Below are 17,848 nucleotides of genomic sequence, written 5' to 3' on the forward strand. Positions count from 1 at the left end.
TGATCCAGGGCGTGATGAACACCTTCGTGGTGTTCCTGTCGCGCGTGATCGGCTACGCGGTGGACAGCTTCCTGCGCAAGAACGACGAGAACAATTCCGGCCCCGGCATCGGCTACATGGTCACCACGATCGTGCTGGACATCCTGCTGGGCTTCCTGGCCGCCATGATCGTCGCCTGGTTCTCGCGCCAGCGCGAGTTCCGCGCCGACGCCGGCGCCGCCCAGCTCATGGGCCGCAAGCAGCCCATGATCAACGCGCTGCATCGCCTGGGCGGCATGGTGCCGGGCGAGATGCCCAAGAGCCTGCAGGCCATGGGCATCACGGGCGGCCTGGGCAAACTGTTCTCCTCGCACCCCCCCATCGAGGAGCGCGTGGCCGCCCTGCAGGCCGCCTGAGACGCCTCTCTCCGGGGCTCTTTCTCCCTCCCCCTCCGGGGGAGGGCAGGGGTGAGGGCCACCCTCAGCCGTTTAGGGATAATCCCGGGTTCCGCCCCGCCCACGCGGCGCCTTTTCCCTGAACAACCCCCACCCCATGACGATCCTGGTCACCGGCGGCGCCGGCTTCATTGGCGCCAACTTCGTGCTCGACTGGCTGGCCCAGTGCGATGAGCCCGTCGTCAACCTCGACAAGCTCACCTACGCCGGCAACGTGCACAACCTGGCAAGCCTCTCGGGCGACGCGCGCCACGTCTTCGTGCAGGGCGACATCGGCGACCGGGCCCTGCTGGACGGCCTGCTGGCCGAGCACCGACCCCGCGCCATCCTCAACTTCGCCGCCGAAAGCCACGTGGACCGCTCCATCCACGGCCCCGAGGACTTCATCCAGACCAACGTGGTCGGCACCTTCCGGCTGCTGGAGGCCGCGCGCCAGCACTGGAGCGGGCTGCCTGCCACGGACAAGGAAGCCTTCCGCTTCCTGCACGTCTCCACCGACGAGGTCTATGGCACGCTGGAGCCCGAGGCCCCGGCCTTCACCGAAGCGCACAACTACGAGCCCAACAGCCCGTACTCGGCCAGCAAGGCTGCCAGCGACCACCTGGTGCGCGCCTGGCACCACACCTACGGCCTGCCGGTGCTGACCACCAACTGCAGCAACAACTACGGGCCCTACCACTTCCCGGAAAAGCTCATCCCGCTGGTCATCGTCAACGCTCTGGCCGGCAAGAGCCTGCCCATCTACGGCGACGGCCGCCAGATCCGCGACTGGCTGTACGTGCGCGACCACTGCAGCGCCATCCGCCGCGTGCTCGAAGCCGGCCGGCTGGGCCAGACCTACAACGTCGGCGGCTGGAACGAGTGGGCCAACATCGACATCGTGCGCCTGGTCTGCCGCCTGCTCGACGAGCTGCGCCCGCGCGCCGACGGCGAGAGCTACGCCCGCCAGATCACCCATGTGCAGGATCGCCCCGGCCACGACCGGCGCTACGCCATCGACGCGCGCAAGCTCGAGCGCGAACTCGGCTGGAAGCCGGCCGAGACCTTCGAGACCGGCATCCGAAAGACCGTGCAGTGGTACCTGGAGCACCCCGAGTGGGTGGCGCAGGTGCAGTCCGGCGCCTACCGCGACTGGGTGGCCAGGCAATATGCGGCCTGAGCGGGCCGACCCCAGCTCCCTCATGAAAGCGCCACCATGAACATCCTGCTCCTGGGCAAGAACGGCCAGGTCGGCTGGGAGCTGCAGCGCAGCCTGTCCGTGCTGGGCCGCGTCACCGCGCTCGACCACGACAGCCCGGACCACTGCGGCGACTTCGCCCGCCCCGAGGGCGTGGCCGAGACGGTGCGCGCGCTGCGCCCCGACGTCATCGTCAACGCCGCCGCCCACACCGCCGTCGATCGGGCCGAGAGCGAGCCCGAGCATGCCCGGCTGCTCAACGCCACCACCCCCGGCGTGCTGGCCGCCGAGGCCGCCCGCCTGGGCGCCTGGCTGGTGCACTACAGCACCGACTACGTCTTCGATGGCAGCGGCAGCGCGCCCTGGCGCGAGGACGACGCCCCCGCGCCCCTGTCCGTCTATGGCGCGACCAAGCTCGAAGGCGAGCAGCTGATCCGGCAATCGGGCTGTCGCCACCTCATCCTGCGCACCAGCTGGGTCTATGCCGCACGCGGCGGCAACTTCGCCAAGACCATGCTGCGGCTGGCCCAGGAGCGCGAGCGCCTCACCGTCATCGACGACCAGTGGGGCGCCCCCACCGGCGCCGACCTGCTGGCCGACGTGACGGCGCACGCCATCCGCCACCTGCAGGCCAATCCCCAGGATGGCGGCCTGTACCACTGTGTGGCCGGCGGAGAGACTACCTGGCATTCCTACGCAAAATACGTGTTGGACGTTGCCAGGCAAGGAGATGCAGCTATCAAATTGAAGGCAACCGAGGTCGCCCCCGTGCCCACCAGTGCCTTCCCAACCCCGGCCCGGCGCCCGCACAACTCGCGCCTGGACACGCAAAAGCTGCAGCGCACCTTCGGCCTGACGCTGCCGCCCTGGCAGCAGGGCGTGGCGCGCATGCTGGCCGAAACACTGCGATGACCCCTGTGCACCTGCCCGCTCATCTCTGCCTCCCTCTCCCCCGTGGGGGAGAGGGCTGGGGTGAGGTGGCAAACCCCCCGCCGCCCCTGTTTTGACCCCCCTCACCCCCACCCTCTCCCGCCAGCGGGAGAGGGTGCCACACCACCACCCCATGACCACCCCCCGCAAAGGCATCATCCTCGCCGGCGGCTCCGGCACGCGCCTGCACCCGGCAACCCTCGCCATCAGCAAGCAGCTGCTGCCCGTCTATGACAAGCCGATGATCTACTACCCGCTGGCCACCCTCATGCTGGCCGGCATCCGCGAGATCCTGGTCATCAGCACCCCGCAGGACACGCCGCGCTTCGAGCAGTTGCTGGGCGACGGCAGCCAGTGGGGCCTCTCGCTGCAATACGCCGTGCAGCCCAGCCCCGACGGCCTGGCCCAGGCCTTCCTGATCGGCGAGCGGTTCCTTGCCGGCGCCCCCAGCGCCCTGGTGCTGGGCGACAACATCTTCTACGGCCACGACATCCACGAACTGCTGCAAAGCGCCGACGCGCGCACGCAGGGCGCCAGCGTCTTCGCCTACCACGTACACGACCCCGAGCGCTACGGCGTGGCCGAGTTCGACGCGCAGGGCCGCGTGCTGAGCCTGGAGGAAAAGCCCGCCCGGCCCAAGTCGAGCTACGCCGTCACCGGCCTGTATTTCTACGACGCGCAGGTGGTCGAGCTGGCCAGGAGTCTCAAGCCCTCGGCGCGCGGCGAGCTGGAGATCACCGACCTGAACCGCCTGTACCTCGACCAGGGAAGCCTGAGCGTGGAGATCATGGGCCGCGGCTACGCCTGGCTGGACACCGGCACGCACGAAAGCCTGCTCGAAGCCAGCCAGTTCATCGCCACGCTGGAGCACCGCCAGGGCCTGAAGATCGCCTGCCCCGAGGAGATCGCCTGGCGAGCCGGCTGGATCGGCGCCGAGCAGCTGGAACGGCTGGCGCAGCCGCTGGCCAAGAACGGCTATGGCAAGTACCTGCAGCGCCTCTTGAGAGAAAAGATTTACTGACCATGCAAGCCACCCCCCAATCCATCCCCGAGGTCGTCCTGATCGAGCCCCGGGTCTTCGGCGACGCGCGCGGCTTCTTCTTCGAGAGCTTCAACCAGAAGGCCTTCGACGCCGCCACCGGCACCTGCCACCAGTTCGTGCAGGACAACCACAGCCGCAGCAGCCGTGGCGTGCTGCGCGGGCTGCACTACCAGCTGCACCAGCCGCAGGGCAAGCTGGTGCGCGTGGCGCGGGGCAAGGTGTGGGACGTGGCGGTGGACATCCGCCGCGGCTCGTCCACCTTCGGCCGGTGGGTGGGTGTGGAGCTTTCCGAGGACAACCAGCGCCAGCTGTGGGTGCCCCCCGGCTTCGCCCACGGCTTCGTCGTGCTCAGCGAGAGCGCCGACTTCCTCTACAAGACCACCGACTACTACGCCCCCGAGCACGAGCGCTGCATCGCCTGGGACGACCCCGAGCTGGCCATTACCTGGCCCGACGCCGGCGTGCCGGTGCAGCTGTCGGCTAAGGACCAGGCCGGCCGCCCGCTGGCCGAGGCCGAGCTTTGAGCCAGGCAGCCGGCGCACCAGGCGGACACCCTGCCTGCGCCACGGCGACCATCGCGCTGTCGGTGGTCAGCCATGGGCACGGTATGCAGGTGCGGCAGCTGCTGGCGCTGTTGCTTGCTCCTTCCGCCAGTCCTGTCCATCGGATCTGGCTCACGCTGAATGTCGAAGAGCCGGGCCTGGAACAGGAGCTCGCCACGCTGCACGGCCGGAGCCGCCACGAAGGCCTGCCCCAGCTCCGCTTCATCCGCAACCCGAGTCCACAGGGCTTCGGCGCCAACCACAACCAAGCGTTTGAACACGAACAGGCCTGCTCCGATGCCGCCCCGTATTTCGCCGTGGTGAACCCCGACATCACCTGGCAGCACTCCCCCTGGGCCTCCTTGCTGGGCGCGGCTGCGCAGCCGGGCGCGGGCTGCGCCTATCCCCGGCAGGTCGGCGCCCAGGGTCGTGAGCAGGACTATGCGCGTGCCCTCCCCAGCCCGTGGGCCCTGCTGCGCCGCCACTGGAGCGGACGCGCGCGCGCGCAGCGGCATGCCCCTGTGCGATCACCGGACTGGGTCAATGCAGCGCTGCTGCTGTTCCATGGTGGCGTCTATCGCAAGCTGGGAGGCTTCGACACTGCCTACCACATGTACTGTGAAGACGTGGATATCTGCCTGCGTCTGCAGCTTGCCGGCTACCGCCTGGTGCTTGCCGAAGAGGCTTGCGTCATCCACGAGGCGGGGCGCGCCAGCCGCCGGGTGTTGCGCCACCTAGGCTGGCACCTGCGCAGTCTGCTGCGGTTGTGGGCCTCACCCGCCTACCGGCAATACCTTGCCCTGAAGCGCAGGCGTGGCCCCGTGGTGGCGTCCGGCTAGGAGACTTTATCGCTCGTCCCGCCGCCGCCATGCCCCTGGAGGAACCGCACGATGCGCCCGCAGGCATTGCCATCCCCATAGGGGTTGTGGGCCATGGCCATGGACTGGTACAGCGCATCGTCCGTCAGTAGCGCCTGCGTGCCCTGGAAGATGGCCTCGGCGTCCGTTCCCACCAGCCGGACCGTGCCTGCCTGCACCGCCTCGGGGCGCTCGGTCGTGTCGCGCATCACCAGCACCGGCTTGCCCAGCGAGGGCGCCTCTTCCTGGATGCCGCCCGAGTCCGTCAGGATGACGTGGCTGCGCCCCATCAGATAGACGAAAGGCAGGTAGTCCAGCGGCTCGATCAGATGGATGTTGCCGTGCCCGCTCAGCAGGCGGTTGACCGGTTCGCGCACCTGGGGGTTCAAGTGGACGGGGTAGACGAAGTCCACGTCGGGATGGGCGCTGGCCAGTCGCGCCACGGCCTGGCAGATCCGCTCGAAGCCGCCGCCGAAATTCTCGCGCCGGTGGCCGGTGATCAGCACCATGCGGCACTGCGGACGCAGGAAGCCGAACCGCTGCTGCTGCGCCTGTCGGAGCGCGGCATCTCCGTTCAGCCGGCGTTCAGTCATCAACAGGGCATCGATGACCGTGTTGCCCGTGACGGTGATGCGCTCATCCGGTACGCCTTCCTTCAGCAGGTTCTGGCGGGTCTGCTCCGTCGGCGCGAAATGCCACCGGGCCAGCCGGCCCGTCAGGCACCGGTTGGCCTCTTCGGGCCAGGGCGAATACAGGTCGCCGGTGCGCAGCCCGGCCTCGACGTGTCCGACGGGAATCTTCTCGTAAAAAGCGGCCAGCGTGGCGGCGAACGTGGTGGCCGTGTCCCCGTGCACCAGCACCAGGTCGGGGCGGAAGTCCTGCAGCACGGGCTGCATGCCCAGCAGGATGTCGCTGGTCACCATCGTCAAAGTCTGCTGCGGGCGCATCACCTTCAGGTCATAGTGCGGCGCGATACCGAACAGCTCCAGCACCTGGTCCAGCATCTGCCGGTGCTGGCCCGTCACGCAGGTGCGCGCCTCCACCCCGCCGGCTTCGTCCAGGGCACGCACCAGCGGCGCCATCTTGATGGCCTCCGGGCGAGTGCCGAAAACTGTCAGTACCTTCATGGATGTTTTTCAATCAAAAGCCAAGGGCCAGGGGCGCGCGCCCCTGGGCGGAATGCGCTACTGGACGCCCTGGGCGGGGCGGTAGCCGTGGGGCTCCCAGGGGCCCCACTTGGATTCGTAGTACGCCTTGTTGCGCTCGAAAAGCATCTGGCGCTCGCTGCTATCCACCTTGTCGAAGCTGGCTGACAGCCGGTGGTGCACCAGCACATCGTCCGCGCAGGCCAGCGTCAGCCCTGCCTGCTCGATGCGCCGGCAATAGTCGTCGTCCTCGAAGAAGCCCCGGCCGAAGGTCTCATCCATCGGACCCACCTGCTCGTACACCGCGCGCGGCAGCATCACGCAGAAAAACGCCAGCGTGCGCAGGCGATAGACCTCGCCCATGTGCGCCAGCGTCCAGGCGCGGGCGGCGGCCGGCATCTGGTCCAGTGTCTCGTAATGCACCGGCACCTTGGACTCATTGCCGATGTGGTTCGTCGCGGGCCCCAGCAGGCCCAGGCGGGGATCGGCCTGGAAGTGGCGCAGCAACCCCAGCAGCCAGCCGCGCGTGACCACCGTGTCATTGTTGAGCAGGACCAGGTACTCGCCCGAGGCCGCGGCCAGCCCGGCGTTGTTCCCCGCCGAAAACCCCAAGTTGCGCTCGTTGAGCACCAGCTTCAGGCGCGGCTCCTCACAGGCCCACTGCTTGAGCCGCTCGACCGTCTCGTCGCTGGAGGCGTTGTCCGCCACGACGACTTCCAGCCGCCCCGGGTACTGCGTGCGCGTGAACAGGCTGCGCAGGCAGGCCTCGGTATAGGCCCAGTTGTTGTAGGTCAGCACCACCACGCTGACGGACGGAAGCTCCACGGCCTGCACGGCGGCGGTCAGGGCGCGGGCGCGCTCGGCCCAGGTCTGGCTGCGGGCGAAATCCTCCCGCCGCTGCCGCATGGCCGCATCCGCCGGGGCCTCCAGGGCCTGTCGCACCGCCTGCACGAAAGCCTCGTGGCTGCCGGCCTTGTGGACCAGGTCGCCGAACTGGGCGATCTCGGGCAGATCGGTGCAAACCACTTCCGCGCCGGCGCACAGGTATTCATAGACCTTGACCGGGTTGGTCGCCAGGGTCAGCGGAATGCGCTGGAAAGGCAGCAGGCACACGTCGAAACGGTGCAGGTACTGCGGCAGTTCGGCATAGGGGCGTTCCCCCGTCATGCGGATGTTGGGCAGCCCCGCCAGATCCTTGCCCGCCTGCACCGTGTCGTCGCCCACCAGCACGATCTCGCAGTCCGGAAACTCCAGCGCCAGGCGGCGCACCAGTTCCACGTCGAACCATTGCGCAATGGCGCCAAAATAGCCGATCACCCTGGGCCGCTCCGGACCTTGGACGGCCTCTGCGGGGCGGAAATGGAAGTGTTCGAAATCGCAGCCATTGCGCACCACCACGGCGTCGGGCCGGCCCCGCTCCGCCGCCCAGTCGTGCAGCCACTGCGAAGTGACAGCCACCACGTCCGCCCGTGCCATGTAGGCATGCTCCAGCTCGACCAGCCCCTGCGGCATGCCGCCAAAGCCCTCGTGGTGATCCATGCAGTCGTAGGCCTGCAGCGTGTTGGGCAGGTGCAGCGCCAGCTCCGCCCAGTACGGATGCTGCACCACCGCCGAGGCGGCATGGATGCCCCATTGCGCCCACAGCCAGGCCATCGATTGATGCAACTGCCGTGCCTGCTGCGTGTCCGCCGGTTCAAAGTAGATCTGTGGCGCCCCGTGGAGGTGCAGCTGCACGACGTACAGCGGCAGGTCGGGGTCGAGTTGGCGCACCCGCGCGCCCGGGCGCGGGTCGGAGACGAAGAGGGGTTCCACGTAGAACACCGTCTCGCCCGCGCGGGCCAGTTCCCGCGCCAGGTGCTGGGGCCGCTGGATGCGGAAGTCCCAGCCTATGATTCCGAAGATAATCCAGTCCCTCCGCCCGGGCTCCGTGCCGCGCACGGCCTGGCGGCACAGTTGCTGCCAGGCGTCGGCTTCGGTCCCCTCGGGAACCTGCGGTGGCGCACCCGGCGTCTCGGCGGCTTTCGGGGCCAGGCCCGGCCAGCGACGCAGCAAGGCACTGCGCAGGCGCGCCTTGCGGGCAGGAGAAAAAGGCAACTTGCGCCATAAGGACAACAGCAGATCTTGCGAACTCATCGGCGCGATTGTCGCACCGCCGCACCTCCCGGCCCCCAGGCGCCGGACCAACCCTTCCCTGCATGACTCAATGGTTCTACGTCTATCGCCAGTGGCTGCTGCGTGAGCTGCAACTGCGCTTTCGCACCTCGGTGGTGGGGGCCGGCTGGCTGGTGCTGCAGCCGCTGGTGCACATCCTGCTGTTCACCCTGGTGTTCTACCAGTTCTTCCAGATCCGCTGGCCGGCGGGCGACGGCTCGGTGGGCGAATACGGCCTGCAGGTCTTCATCGGGCTGTCGCTCTACACCTTCATGGCCGATGTCATCAACCGCAGCCCGGGCAGCATCTGGTCCTATCCGTACCTGGTCACCAAGGTGCGCTTCCCGCTGACGCTGCTGCCCGCCGTGGTGGTCGGGGCCTCGGCCGTGCAGCTGCTGCTGTCCCTGGTCATCGCGGCGGTCTTCGCCGCCTGGCGCGCGCCGCATCTGCAGGCCCTGCTGCTGCCGGTGGCGCTCGTGCCGCTGTGCCTGCAGGCGCTCGGCCTGGCATGGCTGCTGGGCGCGGCGGGCGTCTATCTGCGCGACATCGGCCACCTGGCGCCGTCCGTCAGCAGCCTGCTGCTGTTTCTCACCCCCATCTTCTACCCGGCATCCATGGTGCCCAAGGCCTTGCAATGGCTCGTGGTGCTCAACCCCCTGGCCTGGACGGCGGAAGCCGCGCGTGGCCTGCTGATGCACGGCCAGGCTTTCGGCTGGGTCGGCTGGGCATGGCATTGCGCGGCCGGCGCTGCGCTGCTGGCGCTGGCGCGCTGGTTCTTCATGCGGGTGCAACCGGGATTCGCCGATGTCCTCTGAACCTCTGCTGACCTTTGTCGAAGCCGGCAAGACCTATCCGCCCCAGCGCACCCCCTTGCGCCAGCTATGGAGCCATCTGCGTGGCCGCCAGCACGGCGCCAGCGGCGGCCACACCGCCCTGCACGGCCTGAGTTTCGAGGTGTTCCCCGGCCAGAGCCTGGGCATCGTCGGTCTGAACGGCGCGGGCAAATCCACCCTGCTGCAGCTGGCCGCCGGCACCCTGACCCCCAGCCAGGGCGAAATCCGCTCGCGGGGCCGCATCGCCGCGCTGCTGGAGCTGGGCTCGGGCTTCAACCCCGAGGCCACGGGCCGCGAGAACATCTATCTCTATGCCGCCACCATGGGCCTCAGCCGCGAGCAGGTGCATGCGCGGCTGGAATCCATCGTCGAATTCAGCGGCCTGCGCGATTCGCTGGACATGCCCGTCAAGACCTACTCCAGCGGCATGCAGGTGCGTCTGGCCTTTTCCGTGGCCACCAGCGTGGACCCGGACATCCTGATCGTGGACGAGGCCCTGTCGGTGGGCGACGGCGTCTTCGCCAAGCGCTCCTTCGACCGGGTCATGCAGCTGCGCGAGCAGGGCACGGCGCTGCTGCTGTGCTCGCACGCGCTGTTCCACGTGGACCTGTTCTGCGAACGCACGCTGTGGCTGGACCGGGGGCGCCTGCGCGCCTTTGGCCCCACGGCCAGCGTGGTGCCCCAGTACCAGGAGTTCCTCGACACCCTCAACCAGAGCGCCCCGCCACCCGCGCCCGAGGGCGCCGCCGACAGCGCGAGCGAGCCCACCGAAGGCCTGATCAGTGCCGCGCGGCCCGAACTGGTGCGCCTGGTGCGCGCCGAGGTGCTGCTCGACGGCGTGGCCGGCAGCGAGTTGCAGGGCCGCTCACACGAGAGCCATCTCGCCGTGGACATCCACCTGCAGGTCAGCGACCAGGAGCCGCAGCCGCGCGCCGCGGTGGTGATTTCCTCCGACTCCGGCAAGATCATCGGCTCGGCCTTCAGCGCCCCGGGCGACATCGCCACCCAGGACCCGCAGGGCAACGCACGCATCCGCTTCGACATGCCTCGCGTCGCGCTCAACAAGGGGCGCTACCGCGTCGGCATCTACCTGCTGTGCCGCGACGCGCGCTACGTCTATCAATGGGTGGACCCCTTCGCGCACATCGAATTGAAGGCCCAGGGCAGCCATCAGGGGCCCTGGCTGATGCCCGGCGAGTGGAGCACCGTTTACTCAGGCGATCCCAGCCAGCCGCAGCCCGAGGCGCCCCGCTCGAAGCGCGACTCCCAGGTGGCCGACTGAACATACGCCGGGCACAGCGGCTGGCCGGACGCGCGCCGCCGCGCCTGGCGCGCGTGCCAGTCGCGCAGCCGCTGCTCCAGCTCCGGGGCCGGCGGTGCGTCCAGCGACCACACGCCCTCGTCCTGCGAGGCATGCGAGGGCATCTCGCCAAACAGCGTGCTGAGCACCGGCAGCCCGCAGGCGCGGTACTCGTAGTACTTCACGGGATCGACCGACTGGGTCAGGCGGTTGTGCAGGAAGGGGATCAACCCGGCGTGCCAGCCGCGCATCAGCCCGAACACCCTGGCGTGGGCCACGGGGCCGAGCAGCCGCACGTTGCCCGGCAGCCGTGCGGGCACCTCTCCCTCCACCGGGCCGTGGATGTGGAACTGCGCCTGCGGCAGGGCCTGCGCCAGCCGTGCCAGCAACTGCCAGTCGAACCACGCCGCCAGCGTGCCCACGTAGCCCAGCACCAGCGGCGCGCGGGCATGGGCGGCATCGCCCACCCGCGTCCCTTCGGAGACCCCGTCCGCCGCCTCGGCGGGCAGTGCCGTGCCATTGCGCACCAGCTGCACGGGCGCCCGCGTCTGCTCCCGCAAGTGGGACACGATCCGCGACGATGAGCCCCACACGGCCTGGCACTGCTGCAGCAATGCCGTCTGCACCCGCTGCATCCAGCGGCGCGACAGCCCCCGGCTGAACTGCGGCATGTCGTCCATCACGTCGAACAGCACGCGGCGCCCATCCTGCGCGCGGGCCAGCTCCAGCGCCAGGCCGCTCGGCCGCCCAACGACCAGCCAAGTGTCGCCGTCGGCCAGCAGGGCCTTCAGCCGGGCGCGCAGGTCCCGCTGCATCCGGCCGATCAGGCGCGCACCGCCCGGCAGGGGCTCCACCGGCAGGCTGCGGCCCGCGACCACGTGCAGCCAAGCCTCGCCGCTCCAGGGCGGCGCCAGGCCACGCTGTGCCTGGCGCCGCGCGGGCCCCAGGCGCCGCAGATCGGCCAGCCGGGGCAGGCGGGCCGGGTAGGGCTCCACCCACCAGACTTCGCAACCCAGGCGCGCGTGCGCCCATTGCACGAAATGGTGCGGCCTCTGCGTCGGGCTGTTCAGCGCGACGGGGGCCAGATAGACAAGACGCTTCAACCGCTATCCCGACAAGAAAACGAAGGCGCGGCACGATGCGGCCGCCGGTGCGCAAGGGGCGCATTCCTATAATCCGGCATGCTCGACAGACCCTCCCGCCCGGTGGATTATCACTTTGGCGGCATCGCGCTCGACCCCTCCCAGGCCATGCTGTGCCTGGCGCCCCACCCGGATGACGAGGTGCTGGGCAGCGCGGGTCTGCAACTCCTTGCCCAGCGCCAGGGCCTGCGTCTGCACACCATCATCGCGACCGCGGGCGAGCAGGGCCTGCAGGCGGATGCGCCCGCCGCCAACCCCCGCCTGGACGAGTCCCGCGAGGCCGCCCGCGTGCTGGGCCTGCCCGAGCCCGAGTGCTGGCACCTGCCCGACCGGCACCTGCGCCATGCGCCGCCGCTGATCGACCGCATCGCCCGGGCCCTCGCCGAGCACAGCCCCCGCTGGCTGCTGCTGCCAGCGCTCACCGAGCCCCACCCGGACCACCAGGCCCTTGCGCTGGCCGCCATGGCCGCCGCGCGCGCGGCGGCCCGGCCCGTGGACCTGCTGTTCTACGAAGTCGGGGCGCCCACCCAGGCCAATACGCTGGTGGACATCTCCGCCGTGGCCGAAGCCAAATGGCGCGCCCTGCAGTGTTTTGGCTCCCAGGAAGAGCGCCACGCCTACCTGCGCCACGCCCAGGCCCTGGCCCAGCTGCGTGCCTTTGGCGCCGGGGCCGGCGTCACCGCCGCCGAGGCGTACTGGCACCTTCCCCATGCACGGCTGGGGGAGCCCTCGCAACTCGCGGCCATGGCCCTGTGGCCGCTGGCGCGCCAGAGCGTCGGGCTGGCCGCCGAGGCCGGCCAGCTGCCCCTGGTCAGCGTCATCGTGCGCAGCATGAACCGGCCCTCGCTCGCCGAGGCCGTGGCCGCCGTGGCGCAGCAGACCTATCCCAACATCGAGCTGGTGATCGCCAACGCCACCGGCGCGCCGCACCCCGTGCCGGCCCATCCGCAGGAGCGCTTGGCCGTGCGCGTGGCCCAGCCCGGGCCGGACGCCTACGGCGCCATCCCTCCCCTGGGCCGCTCCGCTGCCGCCAACCTCGGGCTGGACGCCTGCCGGGGCAGCCTCGGGCTGTTCCTCGACGACGACGACCTGATCGACCCCACCCATGTCCAGGTGCTGGTGCAGGCCCTACTCCAGGAGGGGCAGGCCGTGGCCGCCTACACCGGGGTGCGCGTGCTGGGCCCCGGCGGCCAATGGCTGCGCGACTACGACCTGCCCTGGGAGCCACGGCGGCTGCAGGGCATCAACCACCTGCCCATCCACGCCGTGATGTTCCGCCTCGACGTTGCGCGGCAGGCGAGTGCCCGGTTCGACGAGGCCCTGCCCGTCCTGGAGGACTGGGATTTCTGGTGCCAGCTCAGCCACCAGGGCGGCTTCGCGCACGTGCCCGGCATCCACGCCACCTACCGCCAGAGCCTGGGCGACTCGCATCTGAGCGACCCCCAGCACGACAACCACTGGGCGCGCTGGCACCTGCGCATCCTGGAGGCGCACGCCCTGCGCTGGGGCTGGCGGGAGCAGAGCGCCTCCCTCGCGTGGCACGCCGTGGCGCTGGACCGCGCGGAGCAGGAACGCCTGCGCACCGGCACCGAACTGGACGCTGCCCAGGCCCGGCTGCAGCAAGGCATCGCCGAGCGCCAGGCCCTGCAGGCCCAGTGGCAGCAGGCAAGCGACGAGCTGCACGGCAGCCGCGCGCAGCTGCAGCAGGCGCACACGGAGCTGGCCCACCTGCAGGCGCGGCACGCCCTGGCCGAGCGCAGCCTGGAGCTTCTGCAGCACTCCCGGCCCGTGCGCTGGGCCCGGGCACTGCGGCGCCTGCTGGGGCAGGGCGGCTGAATGGCGCCGCACGCTGGCACAAGCGACGCCGATGGCCTGCGCTACCGCCCGCTCGACCCGGCACGCGACGTGTCGGCGGTCTGCGCGCTGTTCGAGACCGTCTTCCAGCAGCCCCTGACGCCGGCGGCGTGGCACTGGAAATACCTGGGAGGCCCGCAGGCCGGCAGTTTCAGCGTCGTGGCCGAGGAGGTCGCCACCGCGTCCCTGATCGGCCACATCGGCGTCCAGGCCCTGCCCGGGACGCGCGAGAACCGCCCCATCCGCCTCGGGCAGACGTGCGACGTCATGCTCCACCCCCGGGCCCGCGCCGGTTTCGGCCCCCAGAGCACCTACGTGCGCATGAACGACGCCCTGCGGGCGCTGGTGCAGGCCCGGCAGGACGCGCCGCAGTACCTCTACGGCTTTCCCGGGCAGAGGCCCGCCCGGCTGGGCGAGCGCGTGGGCGTGTACGCCCCGCTGCAGGTCTGCACGCAATACACGGTGCCGCCCCCGCCACCGCGCCCGGGCCTGCTGCCCGCGATCTGGCATCGCCTGAGCGGGATGGGGCCGCTGCGGGTGCGGCTGTCCGCCATCCAGCCCACGGCCGCCGCCGACGCCGTGCTGGATGCGCTCTGGCAGCGCCATTTGCAAGCCCTCGGCGCGCACCCGCAGTTGCACGCAGCGCCCCGGCTGGTCAAGGACGCAGCCTATCTGCGCTGGCGCTACTGGGGCCACCCCCAGCAGCACGCGGCGGCCGGCGGCTCGCCGCTCTACACCGTGTGGCTGCTGGAGGACGCGCGCGGCCCCGCCGGCTGGCTGGTCACGCGCGCGCAGCCCGATCCCGTGGTGGTGGACAGCTGCCTGCCCCCCGGCGCGGCCTGGAGCGAGGCGGCGCTGCAGGCGCTGCCGGCCCCCGCTGGCGCGCCCGGGGCGCGCTGGACATGCTGGCTGCCCCTGCCCGGCGCGCAGGCGCGCGCCACGCCCATCCATGCCGTGCGCGTGCTGCCTCGTCCCGAGCACGACGGCTGGCCCATCCCTGTCTTTCAGCCCGGCGACACCGACGTGTTCTGACGGCCGGGCAGGCCGCATGGTTCGCCCAGGGTCGTGCCTGCAATCCCCGGGCGGTCACGCGCTCAGGCCCCTGGTGCGTGGCGCCGTGCCGGGCGCAGCCGCCGCGACCAGGCGCGTCCCGCCGAACGGGCAGGCTCCTCCACCCAGGCGTGCAGGGCCCAGCAGCTCAGAACCAGGCCGGCCAGGGCCGCGGCAGAGCCCGGCATCGTTCCCCATTCGGCCACCAGCGCCCGCGCCGGCTCCAGCCAGGCGATATGCAACAGGTACAGCCCATAGCTCAGCTTGCCCCCCCAGCGGGCGCCGTGCCAGGCCAGGCTGCCAGGCCGGGGTGCGGGCAGCTCCAGGCTGGCGCGCAGGGCCAGGGCAAAGCACACCGCTGCCGCCAGGGCAATCTGCCCGTTGCGCCAGTCGTGTCCACCGCTCCACAGCTGCATCCGCCCCCACAGCGCCGCCAGCGCCAGCCAGCCCGCCAGCGCCGCCAGCGCCCACAGAACGGCATGGCGCCCCGGCAGCGGCTGCTGCCAGCGCTGCCATGCCCAGATGCCGAGGAAAAACTCCACCAGCAGGCCCGGAATGTGGTGCAGCCCGATGTACGCCCAGTTCTGCGCCTCGCCGTCCGCGGGCTGCACCATGGCCAGCCGCAGCGCCAGCGCCAGCGCGAACAGCAGCGGCCAGCGCAGGCCGCGTGCCCGCCCCAGGCCCCAGGCCAGCAGCGGCACCAGGCCGTAGAACGCCACCTCCGAAGGCAGGCTCCAGAACACCGGGTTGTAATAAAAGGTCATCTCCCGCGACTGCATGTGCGCCATCAGCAGGTGCTCGGGGATGTACAACAGCGGCTTGCCCGCGCGCCAGGCCAGCCAGGCATACAGCGCCAGCGCCACCAGATATGCCGGGTAGATGCGGGCCAGGCGGCGCAGCGCGTAGGGCGCCAGCGCCGGCGCATGCCCCGCCATCACCGTGGGGGCGAACACGAAGCCGCTGAGCACGAAGAACAGATCCACCCCCGTGAACCCGAAGGCCAGGGGCCCCATGGCCCAGCCCAGCGGCGGGCCCCAGTGCACCCACAGCACCAGCAGGGCGGCCAGGCCGCGCCAGGCCTCCACCACCCAGAGCTGGCCGCCCTCGGCCTGCCTGGTGGCTTCAGCGCTCGCCGCCACGCGCCATCTCCTGCAGGGCCTGCGGGGCCGCGACATGCCAGACCTCGCCGTCGCGCTGCAGCACGCCGTCGGCCAGCAGCTTCTGCAGCACCCGCGTGACCGACTCGCGCGTGGTGTTCAGGCGCCAGGCCATCTCGGCATGCGTGGGCAGGCGCAGCTCGGGCGAGCGCGCGCCCTGGTGCAGCAGCCAGGCACAAACGCGCGCGCCCACCGGGTGGATGGCCTGGATCTTCTGCCAGCCCAGCAGGTCGCACACCTGCTGGCTCGCCAAGCGCGCCACCTGCAGCACCAACTCCGGGAACTGCGTGAGCTGCAACGCCTGCGCCCGGGGCATCACGGCCACCGACGTGGACGGGCCGGCGGCCACCCACATCAGCGCCAGCGGCTGCTGCGCCAGCAGCCCGGCATGGCCAAAAATCTCATGGGGCCCGACGCTCATCAGCGCCACCTCCTTGCCGTCCAGCGTCAAATCCACCGCCTGCACCATGCCCTGCAGCACCACCCCCAGCCCGGCAAATGGCGCTGCCGCATCGCCCAGCACCTCGCGCCGGCGCAGATGGCGCACGTCCATGTGGGCGGCGGCGAACTGCAGCGCCGCGGGCGAGGCCGAAGCAAAGAAGGGGCAGGGTGCCAGCGTCAGGGGAGAGACGGCCATGCCTCAGGCCCGCGCACCCGTGGTGGCCCGCGTGCCCCGGGGGGCTGCAGGTGGCAAAGGCAGGCAGGGAAGAAGGCAGTCCACGCGGCTTCAGGGCGAAAACCGGCATTATAGAAAGCGGCCCTTTGCCGGCCGCGCCTTAAAATCGGCCTCCTTTTCTGTCCCACGCCGCACCCGGGAGCCGCCCATGACCCCTTTCCCCCTCGCCAAAGCACGCATCGTGCTTGCGGTCGCCTGCCTGGGCGCCGCCCTGCAGGTGCAAGCAGGAGTCCAGTCCGCCGCCGACGTGGCCCAAGTCAGCCTGGTCGTCGGCCAGGCCCAGCTCATCCGCGGCGGCGCGGCCCCCGTGCCCATCGAGCGGGGCACGGCCCTGCGCGAAAGCGACCGGCTCGTTACCGGCGACGACGGCATCGTCATGCTGGTGTTCGTGGACCAAGGGCGCGTGGCGCTGCGCCCCGGCTCCGAGCTGCTCATCCGCAAATACCGCTACGACGCCGCCGGCGCCGACTCCGACCTGCAGCTGGAGCTGGTGCGCGGCACGGTGCGCCAGATCTCGGGCAAGGCCGCCCGCGCGCAGCCCGAGCGCTACCGCCTGAGCACGCCCGTGGCCGCCATCGGCGTGCGCGGCACCGACTTTCTCGCCCGCACCGATGCCGCCGCCGTGCGCACCTACGTGCACGAAGGCGCCATCACCGTGCAGGCGCGCGGCAGCGGGCAGGAGCCCGTGCTGCACCGCGCCGGCGAGGGCAGTTACCTGCTGGCCCAGGGCGAGGGCCACCTGGAGCGCCACCCCTTGCGCAAGGCCGAGCTGGAGCAGAGCTTCGGCATCGAGCTGGCGCCGGCACGCGGCGCCACGGCGGTGGCGCAGCAGGGCGCCCCTGCGAGCCGCGCAAGCGCCAGGGACGAGCCCGCGGCCGTCGCCGTCACCGTCGCCTCCGCCGCCACGCCCCTGCTCGCCGCGCGCACCTCCGCCCCGGCCGAGGCCTGGCCGGGGCCGCACGCCGTCACCCAGCCCGTCCTGCCGCCCGCGGGCGCGCCGGACGCACCGCCCCCCGCCGTCGCGCCGTCCCCCGCGCCCGAACCCTTGCCCACTTCCCTGGCCTGGGGCCGCTTCTACAGCAACCCCGACGCCCTGCCGCTGACCTTGCCCCAGCCCTTCGCCAGCGCCAGCAAGGACCGCCACGTGACCGTGGGCGAGCCGGGCGCCTACGCCCTGTGGCGCGATGGGCCGTCCGGCGCCAAGCTCCTGCCCGGCCTGTCGGGCAGCGCCAGCTTCCATCTCGCCGCGGGCGAGGGCTACCACACGGCCGCCTCGGGCGCCGTCCAGTCCGCTGTCCTGTCCGACGCCCGGCTGCAGGTCAACTTCGACCAGGCGCGCTTCCAGACCAGCCTGCGCGCGCAGGCCGCGGGCCAGCCCGCGGCGCTGCTGAACGTGGGCGGCCAGGTCAGCGCCGAGGGCCTGCTGCTGGGCCGCGCGCCCGACCAGCGCGTGGCCGGCGCCCTGAGCCAGGACGGCACGCAGGCCGGCTATCTGTTCCAGGCCGGCGTGCAGGGCGGCAGCTACCAGGGCATCACGCTGTGGAACAAGCAATGATCG

The 17,848-nt window shown here is 71.0% G+C and carries 16 protein-coding genes; 11 read left to right on the forward strand and 5 right to left on the reverse strand.

Features of this window, described 5'->3' with window-relative positions:
* From RT051_RS06640 to RT051_RS06665, 6 genes are all read left to right on the forward strand, one after another.
* Positions 1–395: M48 family metalloprotease (locus RT051_RS06640; RefSeq protein ID WP_313073987.1), on the forward strand; the 395-nt coding region annotated here is incomplete at its 5' end.
* Between the two features lie 136 nt (positions 396–531).
* Entirely contained in the window at positions 532–1,593 is a 1,062-nt protein-coding gene (gene rfbB, locus RT051_RS06645; RefSeq protein ID WP_313073990.1) for a dTDP-glucose 4,6-dehydratase, read from the forward strand.
* 36 nt (positions 1,594–1,629) lie between these two features.
* Positions 1,630–2,523 carry a dTDP-4-dehydrorhamnose reductase gene (gene rfbD, locus RT051_RS06650; protein WP_313073993.1) on the forward strand — a complete coding sequence of 298 codons (894 nt, stop codon included), beginning with the start codon at positions 1,630–1,632 and terminating at the stop codon, positions 2,521–2,523.
* Between the two features lie 151 nt (positions 2,524–2,674).
* Positions 2,675–3,562, forward strand: coding sequence for a glucose-1-phosphate thymidylyltransferase RfbA (gene rfbA, locus RT051_RS06655; protein ID WP_313073995.1), 888 nt, complete (start codon positions 2,675–2,677; stop codon positions 3,560–3,562).
* Positions 3,563–3,564: 2 nt separating this feature from the next.
* Positions 3,565–4,107 carry a dTDP-4-dehydrorhamnose 3,5-epimerase gene (gene rfbC, locus RT051_RS06660; RefSeq protein WP_313073998.1) on the forward strand — a complete coding sequence of 181 codons (543 nt, stop codon included), beginning with the start codon at positions 3,565–3,567 and terminating at the stop codon, positions 4,105–4,107.
* Positions 4,104–4,964 (forward strand): glycosyltransferase family 2 protein, encoded by an 861-nt coding sequence (locus RT051_RS06665; RefSeq protein ID WP_313074001.1) that lies wholly within the window; start codon positions 4,104–4,106, stop codon positions 4,962–4,964. The genes rfbC and RT051_RS06665 overlap by 4 nt, the downstream gene beginning before the upstream one ends.
* On the opposite strand, the gene wecB is transcribed toward RT051_RS06665, so the two are convergent.
* Both wecB and RT051_RS06675 read right to left on the reverse strand, forming a co-directional pair.
* Complete coding sequence (gene wecB, locus RT051_RS06670) at positions 4,961–6,109, reverse strand: non-hydrolyzing UDP-N-acetylglucosamine 2-epimerase (RefSeq protein WP_313074004.1); 1,149 nt, start codon at positions 6,107–6,109, stop codon at positions 4,961–4,963. The genes RT051_RS06665 and wecB overlap by 4 nt on opposite strands.
* Before the next feature lie 57 nt (positions 6,110–6,166).
* Entirely contained in the window at positions 6,167–8,260 is a 2,094-nt protein-coding gene (locus tag RT051_RS06675) for a glycosyltransferase (RefSeq protein ID WP_313074007.1), read from the reverse strand.
* 62 nt (positions 8,261–8,322) lie between these two features.
* Between RT051_RS06675 and RT051_RS06680 the strand changes: the two genes are divergently transcribed.
* Positions 8,323–9,093, forward strand: coding sequence for an ABC transporter permease (locus RT051_RS06680; protein WP_313074010.1), 771 nt, complete (start codon positions 8,323–8,325; stop codon positions 9,091–9,093).
* Positions 9,083–10,393, forward strand: coding sequence for an ABC transporter ATP-binding protein (locus tag RT051_RS06685; protein ID WP_313074013.1), 1,311 nt, complete (start codon positions 9,083–9,085; stop codon positions 10,391–10,393). The genes RT051_RS06680 and RT051_RS06685 overlap by 11 nt, the downstream gene beginning before the upstream one ends.
* On the opposite strand, the gene RT051_RS06690 is transcribed toward RT051_RS06685, so the two are convergent.
* Positions 10,321–11,448 carry a glycosyl transferase gene (locus tag RT051_RS06690; RefSeq protein WP_313074015.1) on the reverse strand — a complete coding sequence of 376 codons (1,128 nt, stop codon included), beginning with the start codon at positions 11,446–11,448 and terminating at the stop codon, positions 10,321–10,323. The two genes, RT051_RS06685 and RT051_RS06690, sit on opposite strands and share 73 nt — an antisense overlap.
* A gap of 144 nt (positions 11,449–11,592) precedes the next feature.
* On the opposite strand from RT051_RS06690, the gene RT051_RS06695 reads away from it, so the two are divergent.
* Both RT051_RS06695 and RT051_RS06700 read left to right on the forward strand, forming a co-directional pair.
* A complete protein-coding gene (locus RT051_RS06695) occupies positions 11,593–13,389 on the forward strand; it encodes a PIG-L family deacetylase (protein ID WP_313074018.1) in 1,797 nt (598 codons plus the stop codon).
* The gene (locus RT051_RS06700; protein WP_313074021.1) at positions 13,390–14,439 is read left to right on the forward strand and encodes a hypothetical protein; all 1,050 of its coding nucleotides are present in this window, start codon (positions 13,390–13,392) and stop codon (positions 14,437–14,439) included. It begins immediately after the preceding gene.
* A gap of 62 nt (positions 14,440–14,501) precedes the next feature.
* On the opposite strand, the gene RT051_RS06705 is transcribed toward RT051_RS06700, so the two are convergent.
* Together RT051_RS06705 and RT051_RS06710 are read right to left on the reverse strand one after the other, a co-directional pair.
* A complete protein-coding gene (locus tag RT051_RS06705) occupies positions 14,502–15,596 on the reverse strand; it encodes an acyltransferase (protein WP_313074024.1) in 1,095 nt (364 codons plus the stop codon).
* Entirely contained in the window at positions 15,580–16,251 is a 672-nt protein-coding gene (locus tag RT051_RS06710) for a Crp/Fnr family transcriptional regulator (protein WP_313074027.1), read from the reverse strand. Before RT051_RS06710 ends, RT051_RS06705 begins: the two co-directional genes overlap by 17 nt.
* A gap of 187 nt (positions 16,252–16,438) precedes the next feature.
* Here RT051_RS06710 and RT051_RS06715 point away from each other — a divergent pair, with 187 nt between their 5' ends.
* Complete coding sequence (locus RT051_RS06715) at positions 16,439–17,845, forward strand: FecR domain-containing protein (protein WP_313074030.1); 1,407 nt, start codon at positions 16,439–16,441, stop codon at positions 17,843–17,845.
* Positions 17,846–17,848 lie beyond the last annotated feature (3 nt).

The organism is Melaminivora sp. (assembly GCF_032059615.1).
Taxonomy (GTDB): Bacteria; Pseudomonadota; Gammaproteobacteria; order Burkholderiales; family Burkholderiaceae_C; genus Melaminivora.